This is a genomic window from Kribbella sp. NPDC051718 (assembly GCF_040681515.1).
Classification (GTDB): Bacteria; Actinomycetota; Actinomycetes; order Propionibacteriales; family Kribbellaceae; genus Kribbella.
In genome coordinates, this window is record NZ_JBFAYZ010000011.1 from 54,563 (window position 1) to 70,202 (window position 15,640).

Genomic DNA, 15,640 nt, shown 5'->3' on the forward strand with positions numbered 1-15,640 from the left:
GTTCTTCATCAGCCTGTTGGGGAGGTTGGCGGGCTGGTTGGGGTTGTCGGGGTGGACGGGGTTCCTGATGGCTTGGTCGTCGGGGTGGTGGTCGGGACGGCGTTGCCTGCCGCCACCGCTCGGTCGAGGGCTACCTTCACCAGGTCGAGCTGCTTCTGGTACTCACCGAGGTTTCCGGCCTTCAGGGCTGTCTGGGCCGCGGCCCAAGCGGTTTGGGCCTCTGCCAGGGCTTGCTTCACCGTCTGGTTGGCCGGTGGGGTCGTCGGGGTCTCGCCCGGTGGCTGCTCGCCGGTGTCGACGTTGGCGTTGAAGACCTTGTCCAGGGCTTCCTTCAGAGTCGTGCCGTAAGCGACCCGGTCACCGAAGCCGACCAGCACGTACCGCAGTACCGGATAGCTACCCTGACCGCTCGTCCGGCTCGAGTAGACCGGCTGCACATAGAGCAGACCCCCACCCAACGGCAGCGTCAGCAGGTTGCCGAACTGGGCTCTGGCGCCACTGGTGCCCTGGGTGAACGGCAGCAGCGCCTGTCTGATCGTTTCGTCGGTCTGGAACTTGTTCGCGACCTGGCCCGGACCTGGGATCTGCACGTTGCCGGGCAGTTTGAGGATCCGGAACTGACCGTAGTCCGGTGACGAGGCCTCGGCATCGACCGCCAGGAAGCCGGTCAGGTTCTCCCGGTTGGCGTTCGGCACGTAGACCGAGGTCAGCGAGAACCTCGTGTCGGTCTGGTCCGGCATCCGCAGCGACAGGTAGAACGGCGGCTGGTCCGGCGTCGGCGAGTCCGAGCCGGAGGCCGGGCCGACGGTCGGGTCGGCCGGCACCCGCCACAGGTCGCTGTTCTGGTACCAGGTGGTGGAGTCCGTGACGTGGTACTTCGCGAGCAGGTCGCGCTGCACCTTGAACATGTCCTCGGGGTAACGCAGGTGCGACATCAGCGCGGGCGAGATGTCCGAGCGCGGCTTGACCGTGTTGGGGAAGGCCTTCATCCAGGTCTTCAGCAGCGGGTCGCTCTCGTCCCACGCGTACAGGTCGACCGAACCGTCGTAAGCGTTCACGACGGCCTTGACCGAGTTGCGGATGTAGTTGATCTCCTCGCTCGGCTGCGACGCGACCGTACCGCGGCCCGTGGTGGTGTCGCGGGTGCTGTCGTCCAGCGCGACCTTCTGCGAGTACGGGTAGTTGCCCGAGGTGGTGTAGCCGTCGACGATCCAGACCACCTGGCCGTCGACGATGGCCGGGTACGGGTCGCCGTCCAGGGTCAGCCACGGGGCGGCCTTCTGGACCCGCTCGCGCGGGCTGCGGTCGTACAGGATCTTGGAGTCGCTGTTCACCCGGCTGGACAGCAGGATGTTCGCGTCCCGGAACTTGGTGGCGTAGAGCAACTTGTTGCCGAACGAGCCGAGCGAGACGCCGCCCTTGCCCTCGTAGGTGTTCAGCGTGGGCGGGCCGCCGTCCTTGCCCTCCGGGGTGTCCAGCTCGACCGCCGAGGAGCCCTTCGCGCCGCCGACGATCGAGTAGTTCGGGGACTGCTCACCGAAGTAGATCCGCGGCTCGTAGTCGCCCAGCGAACCGACCGGGGGCAGGTCCTGCTCGGACCAGACCGGGGTGCCGTCCGACTTGCGCTGGTTGCCGTTCGCGGCGACGACGCCGTAGCCGTGGGTGTAGACGGTGTGGTCGTTGTTCCAGTTGCGCTGCCCGGCCGGCAGCCGGTCGATCTCGACCTCGCGGACCGCGATCACGGTGTCGCGGACTTCCTTGCCGATCTTGTACCGGTCGACGTCCAGGTCGGTCGGGAAGGCGTAGAAGCCACGGACCTGCTGGAGCTGCTCGAAGGTCGGCCCGACGACGCTCGGGTCGATCAACCGGATGCCCGGCAGTACGCCGGCGTCCGCCACCAACTGCTCCGAGGTGGCCTGCGTCTTGGCCTCGTAGTTGATGACCTTGGTCTTCTCCAGACCGTAGGCCTGGCGGGTCGCCTCGATGTTCTTGGTGATGTACGACGCTTCCTTCACCGGCTCGCTAGGACGCACCCGCAGCTGCTGCAGAGCAGCCGGCCACAGCGCACCGAGCAGGATCGCCGACAGCACCAGTACTACGGTGCCGACGCCCGGCAGCAGCCACGTCTTGCGCACCACGTTGGCGAAGAAGAGCCCGGCACAGATCACCGCGATGACGGCCAGGATCTCCTTGCTGGGCAGGACCGCGTTGTCTCCGGTGTAGGAGATACCGGTGAAGAGTCTGCTGTCGGAGGTGGCCAGCCCGAAGCGGTCGAGCCAGTAGCTGAACGCCTTCAGCAGCACCAGCAGTCCGAGCAGCACGGAGAACTGCACCTGCGCGGCACCGGAGGCCTTCTGCCCCTTCGCCGACGGGCGGAAGCCGCCGTACAGGTAGTGCGTGATGATCGCGGCGACGAGCGAGAGCAGGACGATCGAGTAGCCGAAGCCGAGCAGGACCCGCATCCACGGGTAGTCGAAGACGAAGAACGAGATGTCCTTGCCGAAGTGCTTGTCGGCGACACCGAAGGGGGTCCGGTTCCGCCAGGCCAGGAAGACCTTCCACTCCCCCGACGCCGCTGAGCCGCCGAAGACCAGCATCAGCGTGGCGAGCACGCCGACGGCGATCTTGCCGCGCTGCTGCAGGAGGTCGCCGTATCGCTCGAAGCCCGGGCTGGGTGACGGCGCGAGGGCGACCCGGGGCCGGGTCCGGAAGGCGACGATCACGTTCGCCACCACGGCGCCGGCCATCAGCAGGCCGACCACGACGAACAACAGCACCCGGGTGCCGAGCACAGTGCCGAACACCGACCCGAGCTCGAGGGACCGGTACCAGAGTCGCTGGGTCCAGACGTCGGTGAAGACGCTGAACAGGATGAGCAGCACGATCAAGGTGGCGATCGTGGGCAGCAGAGCCCGCGGGCGCTGGCCGGGCGTGCGCCGCGACCGCCTCGGCTCCTCCGGCATGTCGTAGACGCCGTCACTCATGGCAGCTTCTCCTCGTTGTCACTCGTACCGCCGAGCACAGAGCCGGGACCGCCCGCGGTCGTCGGCTCGAATGTCAATGACAGTACTTGGCAAAGCGTAGGGACCAAGTCGACGCCGGTGAGTACCGCGCTGTCCTCGTCGTGGGTGCGCAACCGGACGGCGCCGAACCGGTCCCCGTCCCGCAGGACAGCGGCCACCATCCGTACTTCGTGACGCCGCGGATCAGACCCCGCCAGGCGGGCCAGTTCGGCATCCGTGTCAGCGCCCGACTCGGCCGACGCCGGCAACACGATCCGCTCGACCGCGACGGCGCAACCGCTCACTCCGTCCGGCCACTCGATCCGGGCCAGCGCGTCGGCCAGGTGCTCGTCGTCGCCACCCGGCAACTCACCTTGAGCGACCGGGGTGAGCGGCTGGGACGCGTCGTCCGCACCCAGCTCGGCGGCCAGCTGCGGCTCGGCGGCGAGCAGCTCGGAGGTCGGGACCAGCGCGAACAGCTGCGCCGGCTGATCCCAGCCCGCGCTGCTGACGTGCCGCTCGATCTCGATCACCGCCCGGCCGAGCGCGTCTGAAGGGATGCTGCTGTCAGGACCTACTTCGTGCATGCCGGGACGTCTCCAGTTCCACTGGCCAGTGCTTTCAATGCGCCGATCGCCTCGTGCAGGGTGGTGATCTTCACCAGGCGGATGCCGTCCACGTCGGCGTGCAGGGCGGCTTCACAGTTCGGTTCCGGGACCAGGAAGACGGTCGCGCCGTCGTTCTTGGCGCCGGCGATCTTCTGCTGGATGCCACCGATCGCGCCGACCTGGCCGAGTGCGTCGATGGTGCCGGTACCGGCGATGTGCTTGCCGGCCAGCAGGTCGCCGTCGGTCAGCTTGTCGTAGATGGCCAGCGCGAACGCGGTACCGGCGCTCGGCCCGCCGATGTCCTGGCCGAGGTTCACCGTCACCTTGACCGGCGACTCGACGCCGATCGTGATGCCGACCATCGGCCGGGTCTTGTCGCCCGGGGTGGCGGCGGTCTTCAGGACGACGGTCTGCTCCTTGCCGCCACGGCTGATCAGGAAGCTGACGTCGTCGCCGACCTTGTGCTTGCGGACCAGCTCGCCGACCTGGGGGACCTGGGTCGGCGTCGTGCCGTCGACCTTCAGCACGATGTCGCCGGGCTTGAGCTTGCCGTCGGCGGGGCTCTTCTCCGACACCGTCGAGACCTTCGGCTTGAACGGCACGCCGGCCTCTTGCAGGGCGGCCGCGACGGCGCTGTCCTGCGAGCCGGTCATCTCGGCGGTGTTCTGCTGCTCGACCTCGTCGGCGCTCTGCTCCGGCGGGTAGATGATGTCGCGCGGGAACAGGTCGTGGTGCGGGTCGAGCCAGTTGCGCATCGCCTGCGGCAGGGTCAGCTCACGGTCCGGCGAGGTGACGCTCACCGTGGTGAGGTCCAGCTCGCCGGTGGTCGGGAAGGTCTCGTGGCCGGTGATCTCGATCACCGGCTTGCCCTTCGCCTCGCCCAGCGTGTTCTTGACCGGCCCCGGGCTGAAGGAGACGAACGGCACCGGGAAGACGGTGACCAGTCCGAGGGTGAGGAGGAGCACGACGATCGAGGTGACCAGCGTGGCGGTACGACGTGTCACGAACCCTGCCCTGCGATCTTGAGTTTCCGGAAGAGACCGCGCAGCCCGCGGCGCGGCTCTGGGGTGGATCGAGGACTCGGTGCTGCCACCGCCTCGTTGAAGCGGCGGAAGTCCTCCACCGACGCGAAGGCGCCAGAAGACCGGCGGGGTCCGCGACTCCGACCGCGCCAAGCCGCCCAGCACATCGCCAGGGCGGTGGCGACCAGCGGGAACGCCAGCCACGCCAAGACCTTCATCCGGCCACCTTCATGCGCCCAGCGTACGGGTCAGCAAGCGCCGACCCACTCGCTTGCCCCGTCGGCGAAGCGTTGCTGTTTCCAAATCGGGACCTCTGCCTTCAGCTCGTCGATCAGCTGACGGCAGGCGGCGAAGGCGACATCGCGGTGCGCGGCGGCCACGGCGACGATGACGGCGATGTCCCCGACGGCCAGTACGCCGGTGCGGTGCACGGCGGCCAGGGCGGTCACGGCAGGGTTCTCGCAGACCCGTTCGGCGACCACGCGGAGGTGCTTGAGCGCCTCCGGGTGGGCCTCGTAGGTCAGCTCCTCGACCGCGAGGTTGTGGTCGTGGTTGCGGACGGTACCGAGGAACAGCGCCGTGCCGCCGGCTGTCGGGTCGGCGATCGCGGCCAGCACCTCGTCGCTGGACAACACGGTGTCGCGGATGTCCAGCAGCCTGATGGTCTCGGTCATGATCGGTCCTTACTCTCTGCGCGCACCATACTGTCTACACCGTCGCACCAGTCTGACAGCAGCGTGACAAAGGTAATCCGTTCGCCTCCGGAGGAACGGAACCGGGGAACCAGTACGTTGGAGTAGTACGCCCCACCTGCACAGGAAGGCCCACTCCGATGAGCGACGAACCGGACAACCCGTTCAAGGGAACTCCGTTCGAGGCCATGTTCCAGCAGTTCTCCGGTGCGACCGGCCCGGGTGGCGCTGAAGGCATGGACCTCAACGCGATCTTCGCGCAGGTCCAGCAGTTGCTCAGCGGTTCGGGCGACGGCAAGCCGGTGAACTGGGACCTGGCCAAGGACATCGCCCGCAAGACCGTCTCGGCTGCCGGGGACCGTTCGGTCACTCCGACGGACAACGAGCGGGTCGCGGACGCAGTACGGCTGGCAGAGCACTGGCTGGACCCCGCGACCACCCTGCCCGAGGCATCGGCCACGTCAGCGGCCTGGAGCCGGGCGGAGTGGGTCGAGAACACCCTGCCGGTCTGGCAGACGGTCGTCGACCCGGTCGCGGAGCACGTGGCCGGGGCGATGGGCGGCGCCCTGCCTGCTGAGGCGCAGCAGATGGCCGGACCGATGGGCGGCATGCTCCGCCAGCTCGGCGGCTCGATCTTCGGTGCCCAGGTCGGGCAGGCGCTGGGCGAGCTGGCCGGAGAGGTGGTCAGCTCCTCCGACATCGGTCTGCCGCTCGGGCCCGCGGGCCAGGCGGTACTGATCCCGGACAACGTGGCGAAGTTCGCCGAGGGTCTGGGGCTCACCGACGAGGACGTTCGCCTGTACCTCGCCCTGCGCGAGTGCGCGCACCAGCGGCTGTTCGCCGGGGTGCCGTGGCTGCGCCAGCATCTGTTCGCCGCGGTCGCCGACTACGCGTCGGGGATCGAGGTCGACAGCGGCAAGATCGAGCGCGCGATGTCCGAGATCGACCCGCAGAACCCGGAGGCGATCCAGGAGGCTCTCCAGGGTGGCCTGTTCGAGCCCGAGGACTCCGAGGCGCAGAAGGCGGCGCTGGTCCGGCTGGAGACCGCGCTCGCGCTGGTCGAGGGCTGGGTCGACGACGTCGTCCGAGAGGCGACCAAGGACCGGATGCCCTCGGCAGTACAGCTTTCAGAGACCGTACGCCGGCGTCGCGCGGCCGGCGGTCCGGCGGAGCAGACCTTCGCCACCCTGGTCGGGCTGCAGCTCCGGCCCCGGCGCCTGCGCGATGCGGCGAACCTGTGGGCGGCAGTGCGGGATGCCCGTGGGGTGGATGGACGCGACGAGCTGTGGTCGCACCCGGACCTGCTGCCGAGCGCGTCTGACCTGGACGACCCGATCGGGTTCGCGCAGCACGCGGGCGAGCTGGCCGACATCGACATCAGCGACTTCCTGGGTGAAGACGAGGGTGGCTCGGGTACCGGTTCAGACGACAAGTGAGCTTGCATGCTGATGCGACCGCGGTACTGACCGGCTGGGATCCACCGGATGCCGAGCAGGCGGAACTGCGGGAGCACTATCTGAAGTACCTGGCCGGGCACGAGGACGGGATGTGGCGGTCCTCGCGCCCGGAACATCTGACAGCCAGTGCCCTGGTGGTGGATCCGGTCACCCCCAGCGTGCTGCTGACACTGCACGGCGTCGTGAACCGCTGGCTGCAGCTCGGTGGGCACTGCGAGCCTGGCGACACGACCCTGCCGGGCGCGGCATTACGCGAGGCAACCGAGGAGTCCGGCCTGACCGGGCTGCTGATCGATCCGCAACCACTGCAGTTGTCGCGCCACGAGATCACGGCCGGCGGTTGCCGAGGGACCTTCCACCTGGATGTTCAGTTCCGGGTGACGGCCGCGGCGGGCACGGCGTACGTGGTGAGCGACGAGTCCCACGACCTGGCCTGGTTCGCTGCCGACGCACTGCCCGACGGTATCGATCAGGCGGTTTCCGACTTGGTCGGTCGGGCATACCCGACCAGCTAGTTGTCGTCGGACCGACGCTGTACCAGCCCGCCAGTGGTGGGCTGGGACACCTAACGGCGACCGTGAACAAGTAATAACGTGTTCACGCCCACCACAAGGTGTTCAAGGTCCCCGCAACTGGCCGTCGTGGCGGCTGCGCCGAGCGCTCGTTTGGCCGCGAACCCCAGCGTTCGTTTGAGTTCAGGGTGTGCGGGCCGGTCCCTGTAGGCCGGCCCGCACACGTCTGTCTGGGTGTGGGCCGTCGTCGCTCCCCCCTCCCCCGGCTGCCGGTAGCACCGCCCCTGAACGGCACCGACAGTCGGTTGCGACGACGGCCACTAAGGTCCCCGTGGAAATCCCCCATGTCCCCGCTGCTTGGAGAAACGAGCCAACCGCCAGAAGGTGACGGCTCAAGCACCTCGGAGTAGAGATCTGGTCGCGTCCCAGCCTTCGAGGCCCGGATCCAGTCGCGCTAAGTCAGCATTCGACCGCAGACGGTGCCATCCAGGACCGATGCCGATCGCATGGCGGCGAGGCTTGAGGTTCTCCAGCTCCGCCAGCGGAGTGTCGAAGGTCGGTGCGGCCTCCGTGACCCAGGAGGCCGTCGGGAGCTTGATGCCGATCGCGGCCATCGAGCCGTCTTCGGCAGGTGTGACGGCCAGGTCGGCCGAGCCGAGTGCGCGGAACAGCTTGCCGATCAGGAGTCCAGGAAGATCCGGTACGTCGAAGCTGACGGCTACCACCGCTGCTGCGGGGCCGGCCTGCTCCACTGCGTCCAATACGGGCCGCGCAGGGTCGACGGAGTACACGGGAGTGCCCGGCCAGGTCAGCGCAGCTACCTCGGCCAGTGCAGCGTCGTCTCCGCCCACGACGGCTACTGCGACGTCAACACGATCAAGGGAGGCCAGTACTTCGTACGTGTCCTCGGCCAGCGCCAACCGCCAAGCGTCGGCTGTGCGCCCCGGCGGTGCCCAGGTACCGGCAGCCGGAACGACTAGTACGACTACGCGCCGGTCATCCACCCGGCTGAGAGTAGCTCTCCACAGCTAGGACGACTCGATCAGGCCGAGCCTCAGGGCGTTCATGATCGCCTGAGCACGATTGGAGGCGCCGAGCTTCTCGTAGAGCCGCGCTACGTAGGTCTTGGCCGTCGAGAGGCTGACGCACAGCTTGGTGGCTATCGCGCGGACAGAGAGCCCCTCGCCGAGCAAGGAGAGCACCTCGGCCTCACGGGGACTCAGGAGCGGCTGGGCCTGGGGTTGGTCGCGCCTGGCCATCGCCGGCGCCAGGCCGGTCGCGGTGAAGCTGGTTGCGGCCACTGCCGCGTGGCGGATCGCTGCGAGCACTTCCTCGATCGGTGCCGTGTTGGTGACGAAGGCGGAGACCCCTGTTTCGAGCGCTTGGAAGAGGACGTCGTCCCGGCCGTCGGAAGCGAGCAGGACGATGCCGAGCTCGGAGTACTGGTCCCGGATCTCGCGGGCCACCTGGAGGCCGTCGACGTCCGGTAGTACGGAGTCGACGACCAGTACGTCGGGCCTGGTGGTCGCCACGATCGCCATCGCCTCCGCGCCGAGGCCGGTCGCACCGACGATCTCCAGGTCCGGCTCCTGCCCGGCCAGCCCGGTCAGGCCGAACCTGACCAGTGTGTGGCCGTCCACGACGACGACCTTGACCTGCTCACTCATTGCTTCTCCCCCGGCCACCGATTCCACCCACGACTGCGTCAGTACTCCCATCAGCCAGGCCGCCACCAGCCGAGCACGGTCACCTTCCGCCGCCCGGCATCGGGCGACGAGGGATCGGCGTCGACGAGCCCGATCTTGGCCTGCAGTGCCGGTCGCCCGCTGGGCACGCAGACCAGCGCGCCCGGGCAGAGATAGACGGACAGGTGCAGCCCGAAGGTGAACCCGGGTGAAACGTCCGGCAAATCGATCGCCACACCACTGAGACTTCCCGTTATCGAAACCCGCAAAGCACGAATCACCACACCGGCTTCGATCAGTGGGCGATTTCCGCCGGTGGAGGTGAGATCGAGCGCCGCTTCCGGGGCGAAAATCGTGCCGTTTACGGCAACGTTGCCGGAGATCAGGGCGCAACCGGTCGTCGGGTACGGGCCGTCGGTCACGCAGCCGCTTCCCTTGCGGAATGAGGGTTCCCGGTAGTTGAGCTCGATCTGGATGGCATCGATGTCTTCGATGTCGTCCTTCGAGGTGAGGCCGACGGTGAGCGCGATCGAGGCGTTGGTGAACGTTCCGCCGTAGATTGCGCGCGCCAATTGGCCCGTTCTGGAGGCGTCGAGTGGAATCGTTGTCACCCCGTACGCCGATCCGCCCGGCCGACCGGTCACCGATGCGGTGATCGGTGCGCCGGGGCCGACGTCGACCGAGAGGTCGAGCTTGTCGGTCGTGAGCGGGTCGCTGTGCCGGTGGGTGATCTTCAGGTCGGCGGATTCGAGCACGGAGCCGACTGGAATCGCACCGGCCTGGTTGTAGCCGCTCAAGGTGACGCCGGCACTCTCGCTCGCCACACTGCTCTTCCAACTCGCCGCAACCCCGTCCACCACACCCAGGCGCCCCGGTGTCGCCGACAACCCGAACTTGCTCAACAAACTGACCGCAGTCGGCTTCAGTACTACGTCCCTGGCCGTCTCCACCCCGCTGGTGAGTCCGTAGACGGCTATCGGCGGCTTGCTGGCGGAGTAGGTGCCGCAGATGTCCGCCTTGCCGCCATCTACTGCCAACTGGCTGCTACCGCCGAAGACGAACTGCACGCCAGGTACCCCTGAGCCGAGCGGACTCGCACAACCACCAGCCGCTTGAGTGCCGGCGACCAGAGTGCCGTCCTTCATCGTCCAGGTGCTGGTACCGGACAGAAGCGGGTTGGTCGCATTGTGGAAGTCGAAGTAGTAGACACCTGGCTTGAACCACCAAGTACTGCCATGGCAAGCGCTGGTGCCGCTCATCATCTGCGTGAGGCTGTCTGCGTCGTCGTAGTAGCCGGGGGTGAAGGTGACTAGGGAGTTGGGGGTGGTGCAGGGCGGTGGGGAGCGGTGGGCGGGGACGGTGGTTGCTGCGGGGTCGTAGGCGGGGGCCGCCTGGACGGCGCCACCAAGGCCGCAGAGGGGGGCTAGGACGCCGGCGGAGCAGAGGCCTCGGGCTGAGAGGGTGCCGGTGGCTGAGAGGGTGCCTGCGGTGACGTCGATGCTGGAGTTGGCGAAGACCTTGCCGTGGATACGGAAGGTGGAGGCGGCCGGCTGGGCTACGGAGATGGATGTCTCGCCGGGGATGGTGCTGAGGGCGAGGATGGCGTTGTCGGGGCGGTTGCAGTCGGATGCTGTCTGGCATTGAACTACTGCTTGCTTGGGGTCCGGCTGGCACTTCACCGCGACCGGACTGAGGCCGTCGAAGGCCAGTAGCGACAGGGTGTCCGAGAGGCCGAAGCAGTGCTGGCCGGGGTTGCCGTTGTAGGTGCTGTTGCGCAGGTTGTTGATCGCCGCCTGCATGGCACCGTCTGCGGTGTAGGACGCGGCCGCCTCCTTCCGCAGGGTGTCGGTCACCTTCTGCGCCGCATCTGACCTTGTCAGGAGTGCAGAGAGAGCCAGTGCCACCACGGTGATCACTACCAGCACCATGAGCAGCGAGGACCCGCGCTCGTCCCGGCGCCTCACGACTGTCTCCGGAGGCCGCTCAAGACGACGACCTGGTCGCCGTTGGACGGTTTGGTCGCTGTGTACCGCAGTGTCACCGACAGGGGCGCGACTACCGCGGTACACGGTGTCGAGCAGCTCACGGACAGGCTCCCCGGTTTGACGCTCGCAGACAGCCGGACATCCGACGACGGAGTACCCGAGCCGACACACCTCGCTCGGTGCAGCTCGAGCACCCCGTCGACGGGCTTGAGGTAGTACGCGACCACAGCGGTACGGCGTACTGGTGGGACAACGGACAGGTCCCAGTCGTCCGAGAGCAGGCGCAGGGCCGAGACGGGTACCGGGCCGCAGGTCGTGCCGCCGGCGTCGTCGGCCGCATTCAGCTGGACCGACGGCTGGAACGGCAGGGATCCCCCAGCGATCGCCGCACCGTAGTCCCGCACTCCGAACCCGGCAACGTCTCGGGCGAAGTAGACCGCGCCGAGTTGCTCGTCCTGCGACACGTCGAGCCGGTCCGACGTCGCGCTCATCTCCTTGAGCGCACTGATGACAAGGTCGGATAGCGCGAGTCCGACGACACCCATCAACGTGATCGTGATCAACAGCTCGATCAACGTGAAGCCCCGCTCATCACGTTTCAAGAACACGGCGGATCATCCACCCCACAAGACTTCCGGAGTACGACATCCAGGTACTCCGAGGCGCGGCCGTCCGTACTGTCCACCTTGACCCGCAACTTCTGGAGTCCCCGATCGGGGAGGCAGAGGGGGAGCCACAGCGCGCCTGTCCAGTACAGGACGGACCCGGGCACGATCCGAGCGGTGAACCCAGTTGGCGGCGCGAAGCCCGGTACCGCGTAGGAGCCGGCGTTGGCGCACGCAATGTAGTGGCCATCGGCAACAAACTGCTGAAGCGCCTCGGCGTAGTTGCGCACGGTGGCGGCCGCCGTCGCCTCCTTGCGCTGAACGTCGGACAGCAACACCGTCGTGGTCAGCCCGGACATCACCGCCACGATCGCCACTCCCATCAACGCGATCGCCACCACCAACTCCAGCAGACTCTCACCCCGCTGCGCACGCATCAGCCCTGCACCTGCCGGAAGACGCCGTACATGGCTGAGACGAGGGCGATCGCGACGAACCCGACGACCACGCCCATCACGACGATCACCAACGGCTCGAACAGCCCGATCAGCTTCTTCAGCTTGTAGTCGAGCTCGCCCTCGTAGTACTGCGCAGTCACCTCCAACTGCCGATCCAGCGTCCCCGTCTCCTCCCCCACCCGCAGCATCTGCGCAGCGGTACCGGGGAACAATCCGGTCGCAGCCAGCGGCCGTGCCAGCCCATCGCCCGCGAGCATCGAGGCCATCACCCCGGCCAGCGCACGCCGGAAGACCCGGTTGGGCAAGGACCCGGTCGCGATCCGCAGAGCCTGCGGCAGTTGCACTCCGGCCGCGACCATCGACGAGAGGATCCGGCAGAACCGCTCCACCAACGCGAACCGGACAGTCGCCCCGATCACCGGCAACGCGAGGAACAACCGATCCCGCAGATACCGGCCAGGTGGCGTGCTCAACACGTAGACCAGAGCCAGGATGATCAACCCCGCGCCGATCATCAGCGCCCACCAGAACTGGGTGAGAAAGTCGGTGATCCCCATCAGGATCCGCGTCGGCAACGGCAACTCGGCGCCCAGGCTGTCGAAGAACTCCTTGAAGCGCGGCAGCACGAAGCCCGCCAGCACGATCATCGTCACCAGCGACATCCCCGCGACCACCGACGGATAGATCAACGCCTGCTTGATCCGCCGGCGCGCCTCCAGATCACGCTCCAGATACCGCGCGAGCTGGGCCAGCACCGTATCGAGTCGGCCACTCGACTCGGCCGAGCGCAGGATGCCGCGGTAGTACTCCGGAAAGATCCGCGGATGCCGGTCGAAACAGTCCGACAGCGTCTCCCCGTCCCGCAGCCCGTCCTCGACCTCGTACATCATCCGCCGCACGGTCAGGTTGTCCGACTCGCGTCCGAGGCTGTGCACCGATTCCGTCAACGGCATCCCGGCCGACACGAACGCGCCGAGCTGCCTGGTCAGGTGCATCACCTCCTCGCGTTTGACCCGCTTGGCGGTCAGCTCGATCTTCAGCAACCCGGGCTTCTCGGTCAGCCGGATGTTGCGCAACTCGCGCTCGTAGAGGGCCAGCTCGGCGTCCTCGCGGCTGTCGGCGCGGGTAGTACCGTGCTTGGTCTTGCCGCCGGGTTCGACCGCGACGTACGAGTACCGCGTCATTGCATCCCCACCGTGTAGATCGAGCGGACCACTTCGGCGACGGTCGTCACGCCGGCCTGGACCAGCCGCGCGCCCTCCTCCTGAAGCGTCCGCATCCCTTCGTAGCAAGCGGTTTTGCGGATCTCGGCGAGCGGCGCGCGTTCCACCACGAGCTCGCGGATCGCGTCGGTGACCGGCATCAGCTCGTACACGCCGGTGCGTTCCAGGTAGCCGGTCCCGGCGCATTGCTCGCAGCCGGCGCCACGGACGAGGCCGCCCACCGGCACAGCGACGCCGGTACTTCGCAGGAACGCGACCTCGGGCGCGGGCGGTTCGTAGTACGAGCGGCAATTGAGGCAGATCCGCCGGATCAATCGCTGCGAGATCACCGCGCTCACCGACGAGGCGACCAGGAACGTCTCGATCCCCATGTCCAGCAGGCGATGCAGCGCCGTCGCGGTATCGGTCGCGTGCACCGACGACAGCACGAAATGCCCGGTCAGCGCGGACTGTACGGCGATCCGGGCGGTCTCGGCGTCACGCATCTCGCCGACCAGGATCACGTCGGGGTCCTGCCGCAGGATCGACTTCAGCCCGGTGGCGAAGGTGATCCCGGCGGCCTCGTTGATCTGGATCTGGTTGATCGAGGCGTACGAGTACTCGACCGGATCCTCGATCGTCATGATGTTGCGCTCGGGGGTGTCGATCTCGCTCAGCGAGCCGTACAGCGTTGTCGTCTTGCCACTCCCGGTCGGCCCGGCACAGATGACCATCCCGTACGGCGTACGCAGCAGCGCCGAATAGCGCTCGGCGAGATCCGGCGGCATCCCCAACTGCTCCAGCCGGAACAGTGGCCGGCTCTTGTCGAGCAAGCGCAGTACCGCCTTCTCGCCACCGACCACGGCCGTGGTGGAGACGCGGATGTCGACGTCGCGTTCCTCGATCCGCATCCGGATCTGGCCGTCCTGGGAGCGGCGGCGCTCGATGATGTTGAGGTCGGCGAGCACCTTGATCCGGCTGACCACGGCCGGCCCGATCGCGCCCGGCAATTCGATCTTGTCCCGCAATGCCCCGTCCACCCGGTACCTCACCCGCACTCGGTCGTCGTGCGGCTCGATGTGGATGTCGGAGGCGCGGTCGCGCAGGCCCTGGGTAATGATCAGCTGGACCACTTGGACGACCGGCGCGTCCTCGTTCTCGACGGCGACGTCGTCCGGCGTCAGATGTCTTGCCTGGAACGCTTTCACCCGCTCGGCGACGCCGGCGAGCGCGTTCTGTTCCGGATACTGGTTGTCTGCGGCCTGCTGCGCCAGTGGCGCGGTTCCCCGTCCGCGATGCTTCATGGTCTGGTACCCACTCCTGTCCTCGGCCGGACTTCGAGCTCTTTCGGATGCGCGCAGCGCGAGACGGCATCGGCGTACGAGATCTCGCCGGCCTGGAGCAGCGCCGACAGCGACTGCTCGAGGGTGATCATGCCCTCGCGACGCCCGGTGACGAGCGCGTTGCGCAACTGGTGCGTCTTGCCTTCCTTGATCAGATTGCGGATGCCCGCGTTGGCGATCATCACCTCGAAGGCGGCGACCATGCCGCCGCTGGTCCGCGGGATCAGCCGCTGATGCACGACTCCGCTCAACGCGGCGCTCAGCTGAACCCGTACCTGGGACTGCTGCTCCGCCGGGAAGACATCGATGATCCGGGCAAGCGATTGCGCGGTGTCGTTGGTGTGCAGAGTCGCGAAGACGAGGTGGCCGGTCTCGGCGATCGTCAGCGCGAACCGGATCGACTCCAGGTCGCGCATCTCGCCCACCAGCAAGACATCCGGGTCCTCCCGTAGCGCTGCCCGGAGCGCGTCTGGGAACGATGCCGTGTCACTACCCACTTCGCGCTGGTTGACCGCCGAGCGGCGATGCTCGTGCACGTACTCGATCGGGTCCTCGATGGTGATGATGTGGCAGGCCCGGTCGGTGTTGATCTGGTGGATCACCGAGGCGAGCGTCGTCGACTTGCCCGAACCGGTCGGGCCGGTGACCAGAACGAGCCCTTGGTGCAACTGGGCGAACTTGCCGACCGCCGCCGGCAGGCCGAGCTCCGACATGGTCGGGATGCTGCGCGGGATGATCCGCAGCGCGAGGGCGGTGTCACCTCGCTGGGTGAACGCGTTCGCTCTGATCCGGGCACTCTGCCGCCAGGAGAACGAGAAGTCGTGCTCGTACGTGGTCTGCCAGACGTTCGACCGGTGCGGGTTGAGCATCTCGGCCAGCAGGCTGTCGGTGTCGGTCCGGGTCAACGGGGTGCGGTCGGCGACCGGGCGCAGTACGCCGTGAACGCGCAACTGCGGCGCCATCCCCACTGTCAGAAGCAGGTCGGTGCCGCCGGCGTTCCAGAGTTCTTCGAGCAGCAGGTCCACCCGGCTGCCTGGCGCGGGAACTTTCATCGAATCCCTTCCTGGTC

General features: G+C 67.6%; 15 protein-coding genes. 2 read left to right on the forward strand and 13 right to left on the reverse strand.

All coding sequences use genetic code 11. The features are described 5' to 3' along the window. Window positions 1-8: 8 nt before the first annotated feature. Genes AB0M15_RS33505 through AB0M15_RS33525 form a run of 5 tightly spaced genes read right to left on the reverse strand, consistent with a single transcriptional unit; the run spans window position 9 to window position 5,306 of the window. Window positions 9-2,984, reverse strand: a complete 2,976-nt coding sequence (locus AB0M15_RS33505) for a UPF0182 family protein (RefSeq protein ID WP_363827416.1) — start codon at window positions 2,982-2,984, stop codon at window positions 9-11. Next, entirely contained in the window at window positions 2,981-3,589 is a 609-nt protein-coding gene (locus AB0M15_RS33510) for a PPA1309 family protein (RefSeq protein ID WP_363827419.1), read from the reverse strand. The genes AB0M15_RS33505 and AB0M15_RS33510 overlap by 4 nt, the downstream gene beginning before the upstream one ends. Then, a complete protein-coding gene (locus AB0M15_RS33515) occupies window positions 3,577-4,614 on the reverse strand; it encodes a PDZ domain-containing protein (protein ID WP_363827422.1) in 1,038 nt (345 codons plus the stop codon). Before AB0M15_RS33515 ends, AB0M15_RS33510 begins: the two co-directional genes overlap by 13 nt. Next, complete coding sequence (locus AB0M15_RS33520) at window positions 4,611-4,850, reverse strand: hypothetical protein (protein ID WP_328327667.1); 240 nt, start codon at window positions 4,848-4,850, stop codon at window positions 4,611-4,613. Before AB0M15_RS33520 ends, AB0M15_RS33515 begins: the two co-directional genes overlap by 4 nt. A gap of 30 nt (window positions 4,851-4,880) precedes the next feature. Continuing rightward, the gene (locus tag AB0M15_RS33525) at window positions 4,881-5,306 is read right to left on the reverse strand and encodes a molybdenum cofactor biosynthesis protein MoaE (protein ID WP_363827426.1); all 426 of its coding nucleotides are present in this window, start codon (window positions 5,304-5,306) and stop codon (window positions 4,881-4,883) included. A gap of 158 nt (window positions 5,307-5,464) precedes the next feature. Here AB0M15_RS33525 and AB0M15_RS33530 point away from each other — a divergent pair, with 158 nt between their 5' ends. Together AB0M15_RS33530 and AB0M15_RS33535 are read left to right on the forward strand one after the other, a co-directional pair. Then, window positions 5,465-6,760, forward strand: a complete 1,296-nt coding sequence (locus AB0M15_RS33530; RefSeq protein ID WP_363827429.1) for a zinc-dependent metalloprotease — start codon at window positions 5,465-5,467, stop codon at window positions 6,758-6,760. Beyond that, window positions 6,757-7,296 carry an NUDIX domain-containing protein gene (locus AB0M15_RS33535; RefSeq protein ID WP_363827432.1) on the forward strand — a complete coding sequence of 180 codons (540 nt, stop codon included), beginning with the start codon at window positions 6,757-6,759 and terminating at the stop codon, window positions 7,294-7,296. The genes AB0M15_RS33530 and AB0M15_RS33535 overlap by 4 nt, the downstream gene beginning before the upstream one ends. Window positions 7,297-7,685: 389 nt before the next feature. Here the strand turns inward: AB0M15_RS33535 and AB0M15_RS33540 are convergent, their stop codons facing one another. Genes AB0M15_RS33540 through AB0M15_RS33575 form a run of 8 tightly spaced genes read right to left on the reverse strand, consistent with a single transcriptional unit; the run spans window position 7,686 to window position 15,623 of the window. Continuing rightward, complete coding sequence (locus AB0M15_RS33540; RefSeq protein WP_363827435.1) at window positions 7,686-8,297, reverse strand: DUF2064 domain-containing protein; 612 nt, start codon at window positions 8,295-8,297, stop codon at window positions 7,686-7,688. A 24-nt stretch (window positions 8,298-8,321) separates the two neighbouring features. Further along, on the reverse strand, window positions 8,322-8,960 hold the full coding sequence (locus tag AB0M15_RS33545; RefSeq protein WP_363827438.1) for a response regulator transcription factor: 639 nt from the start codon (window positions 8,958-8,960) through the stop codon (window positions 8,322-8,324). 50 nt (window positions 8,961-9,010) lie between these two features. Then, window positions 9,011-10,942 (reverse strand): hypothetical protein, encoded by a 1,932-nt coding sequence (locus AB0M15_RS33550; protein ID WP_363827441.1) that lies wholly within the window; start codon window positions 10,940-10,942, stop codon window positions 9,011-9,013. Beyond that, window positions 10,939-11,571, reverse strand: coding sequence for a prepilin-type N-terminal cleavage/methylation domain-containing protein (locus AB0M15_RS33555; protein ID WP_363827444.1), 633 nt, complete (start codon window positions 11,569-11,571; stop codon window positions 10,939-10,941). The genes AB0M15_RS33550 and AB0M15_RS33555 overlap by 4 nt, the downstream gene beginning before the upstream one ends. Beyond that, window positions 11,562-12,005 (reverse strand): type II secretion system protein, encoded by a 444-nt coding sequence (locus AB0M15_RS33560; protein ID WP_363827447.1) that lies wholly within the window; start codon window positions 12,003-12,005, stop codon window positions 11,562-11,564. The genes AB0M15_RS33555 and AB0M15_RS33560 overlap by 10 nt, the downstream gene beginning before the upstream one ends. Continuing rightward, window positions 12,005-13,210, reverse strand: a complete 1,206-nt coding sequence (locus AB0M15_RS33565; RefSeq protein WP_363827450.1) for a type II secretion system F family protein — start codon at window positions 13,208-13,210, stop codon at window positions 12,005-12,007. Before AB0M15_RS33565 ends, AB0M15_RS33560 begins: the two co-directional genes overlap by 1 nt. Continuing rightward, window positions 13,207-14,532, reverse strand: a complete 1,326-nt coding sequence (locus tag AB0M15_RS33570) for a GspE/PulE family protein (RefSeq protein WP_363827454.1) — start codon at window positions 14,530-14,532, stop codon at window positions 13,207-13,209. Before AB0M15_RS33570 ends, AB0M15_RS33565 begins: the two co-directional genes overlap by 4 nt. Further along, window positions 14,529-15,623 carry a type IV pilus twitching motility protein PilT gene (locus AB0M15_RS33575; RefSeq protein WP_363827457.1) on the reverse strand — a complete coding sequence of 365 codons (1,095 nt, stop codon included), beginning with the start codon at window positions 15,621-15,623 and terminating at the stop codon, window positions 14,529-14,531. The genes AB0M15_RS33570 and AB0M15_RS33575 overlap by 4 nt, the downstream gene beginning before the upstream one ends. Window positions 15,624-15,640 lie beyond the last annotated feature (17 nt).

Bases quoted from the DNA above. Each gene is read 5' to 3' on its own strand.
- AB0M15_RS33505 (WP_363827416.1), bottom strand. From the start codon at position 2,984: ATGAGTGACGGCGTCTACGACATGCCGGAGGAGCCGAGGCGGTCGCGG.
- AB0M15_RS33510 (WP_363827419.1), bottom strand. From the start codon at position 3,589: ATGCACGAAGTAGGTCCTGACAGCAGCATCCCTTCAGACGCGCTCGGC.
- AB0M15_RS33520 (WP_328327667.1), bottom strand. From the start codon at position 4,850: ATGAAGGTCTTGGCGTGGCTGGCGTTCCCGCTGGTCGCCACCGCCCTG.
- AB0M15_RS33525 (WP_363827426.1), bottom strand. From the start codon at position 5,306: ATGACCGAGACCATCAGGCTGCTGGACATCCGCGACACCGTGTTGTCC.
- AB0M15_RS33530 (WP_363827429.1), top strand. From the start codon at position 5,465: ATGAGCGACGAACCGGACAACCCGTTCAAGGGAACTCCGTTCGAGGCC.
- AB0M15_RS33545 (WP_363827438.1), bottom strand. From the start codon at position 8,960: ATGAGTGAGCAGGTCAAGGTCGTCGTCGTGGACGGCCACACACTGGTC.
- AB0M15_RS33560 (WP_363827447.1), bottom strand. From the start codon at position 12,005: ATGCGTGCGCAGCGGGGTGAGAGTCTGCTGGAGTTGGTGGTGGCGATC.
- AB0M15_RS33565 (WP_363827450.1), bottom strand. From the start codon at position 13,210: ATGACGCGGTACTCGTACGTCGCGGTCGAACCCGGCGGCAAGACCAAG.
- AB0M15_RS33570 (WP_363827454.1), bottom strand. From the start codon at position 14,532: ATGAAGCATCGCGGACGGGGAACCGCGCCACTGGCGCAGCAGGCCGCA.
- AB0M15_RS33575 (WP_363827457.1), bottom strand. From the start codon at position 15,623: ATGAAAGTTCCCGCGCCAGGCAGCCGGGTGGACCTGCTGCTCGAAGAA.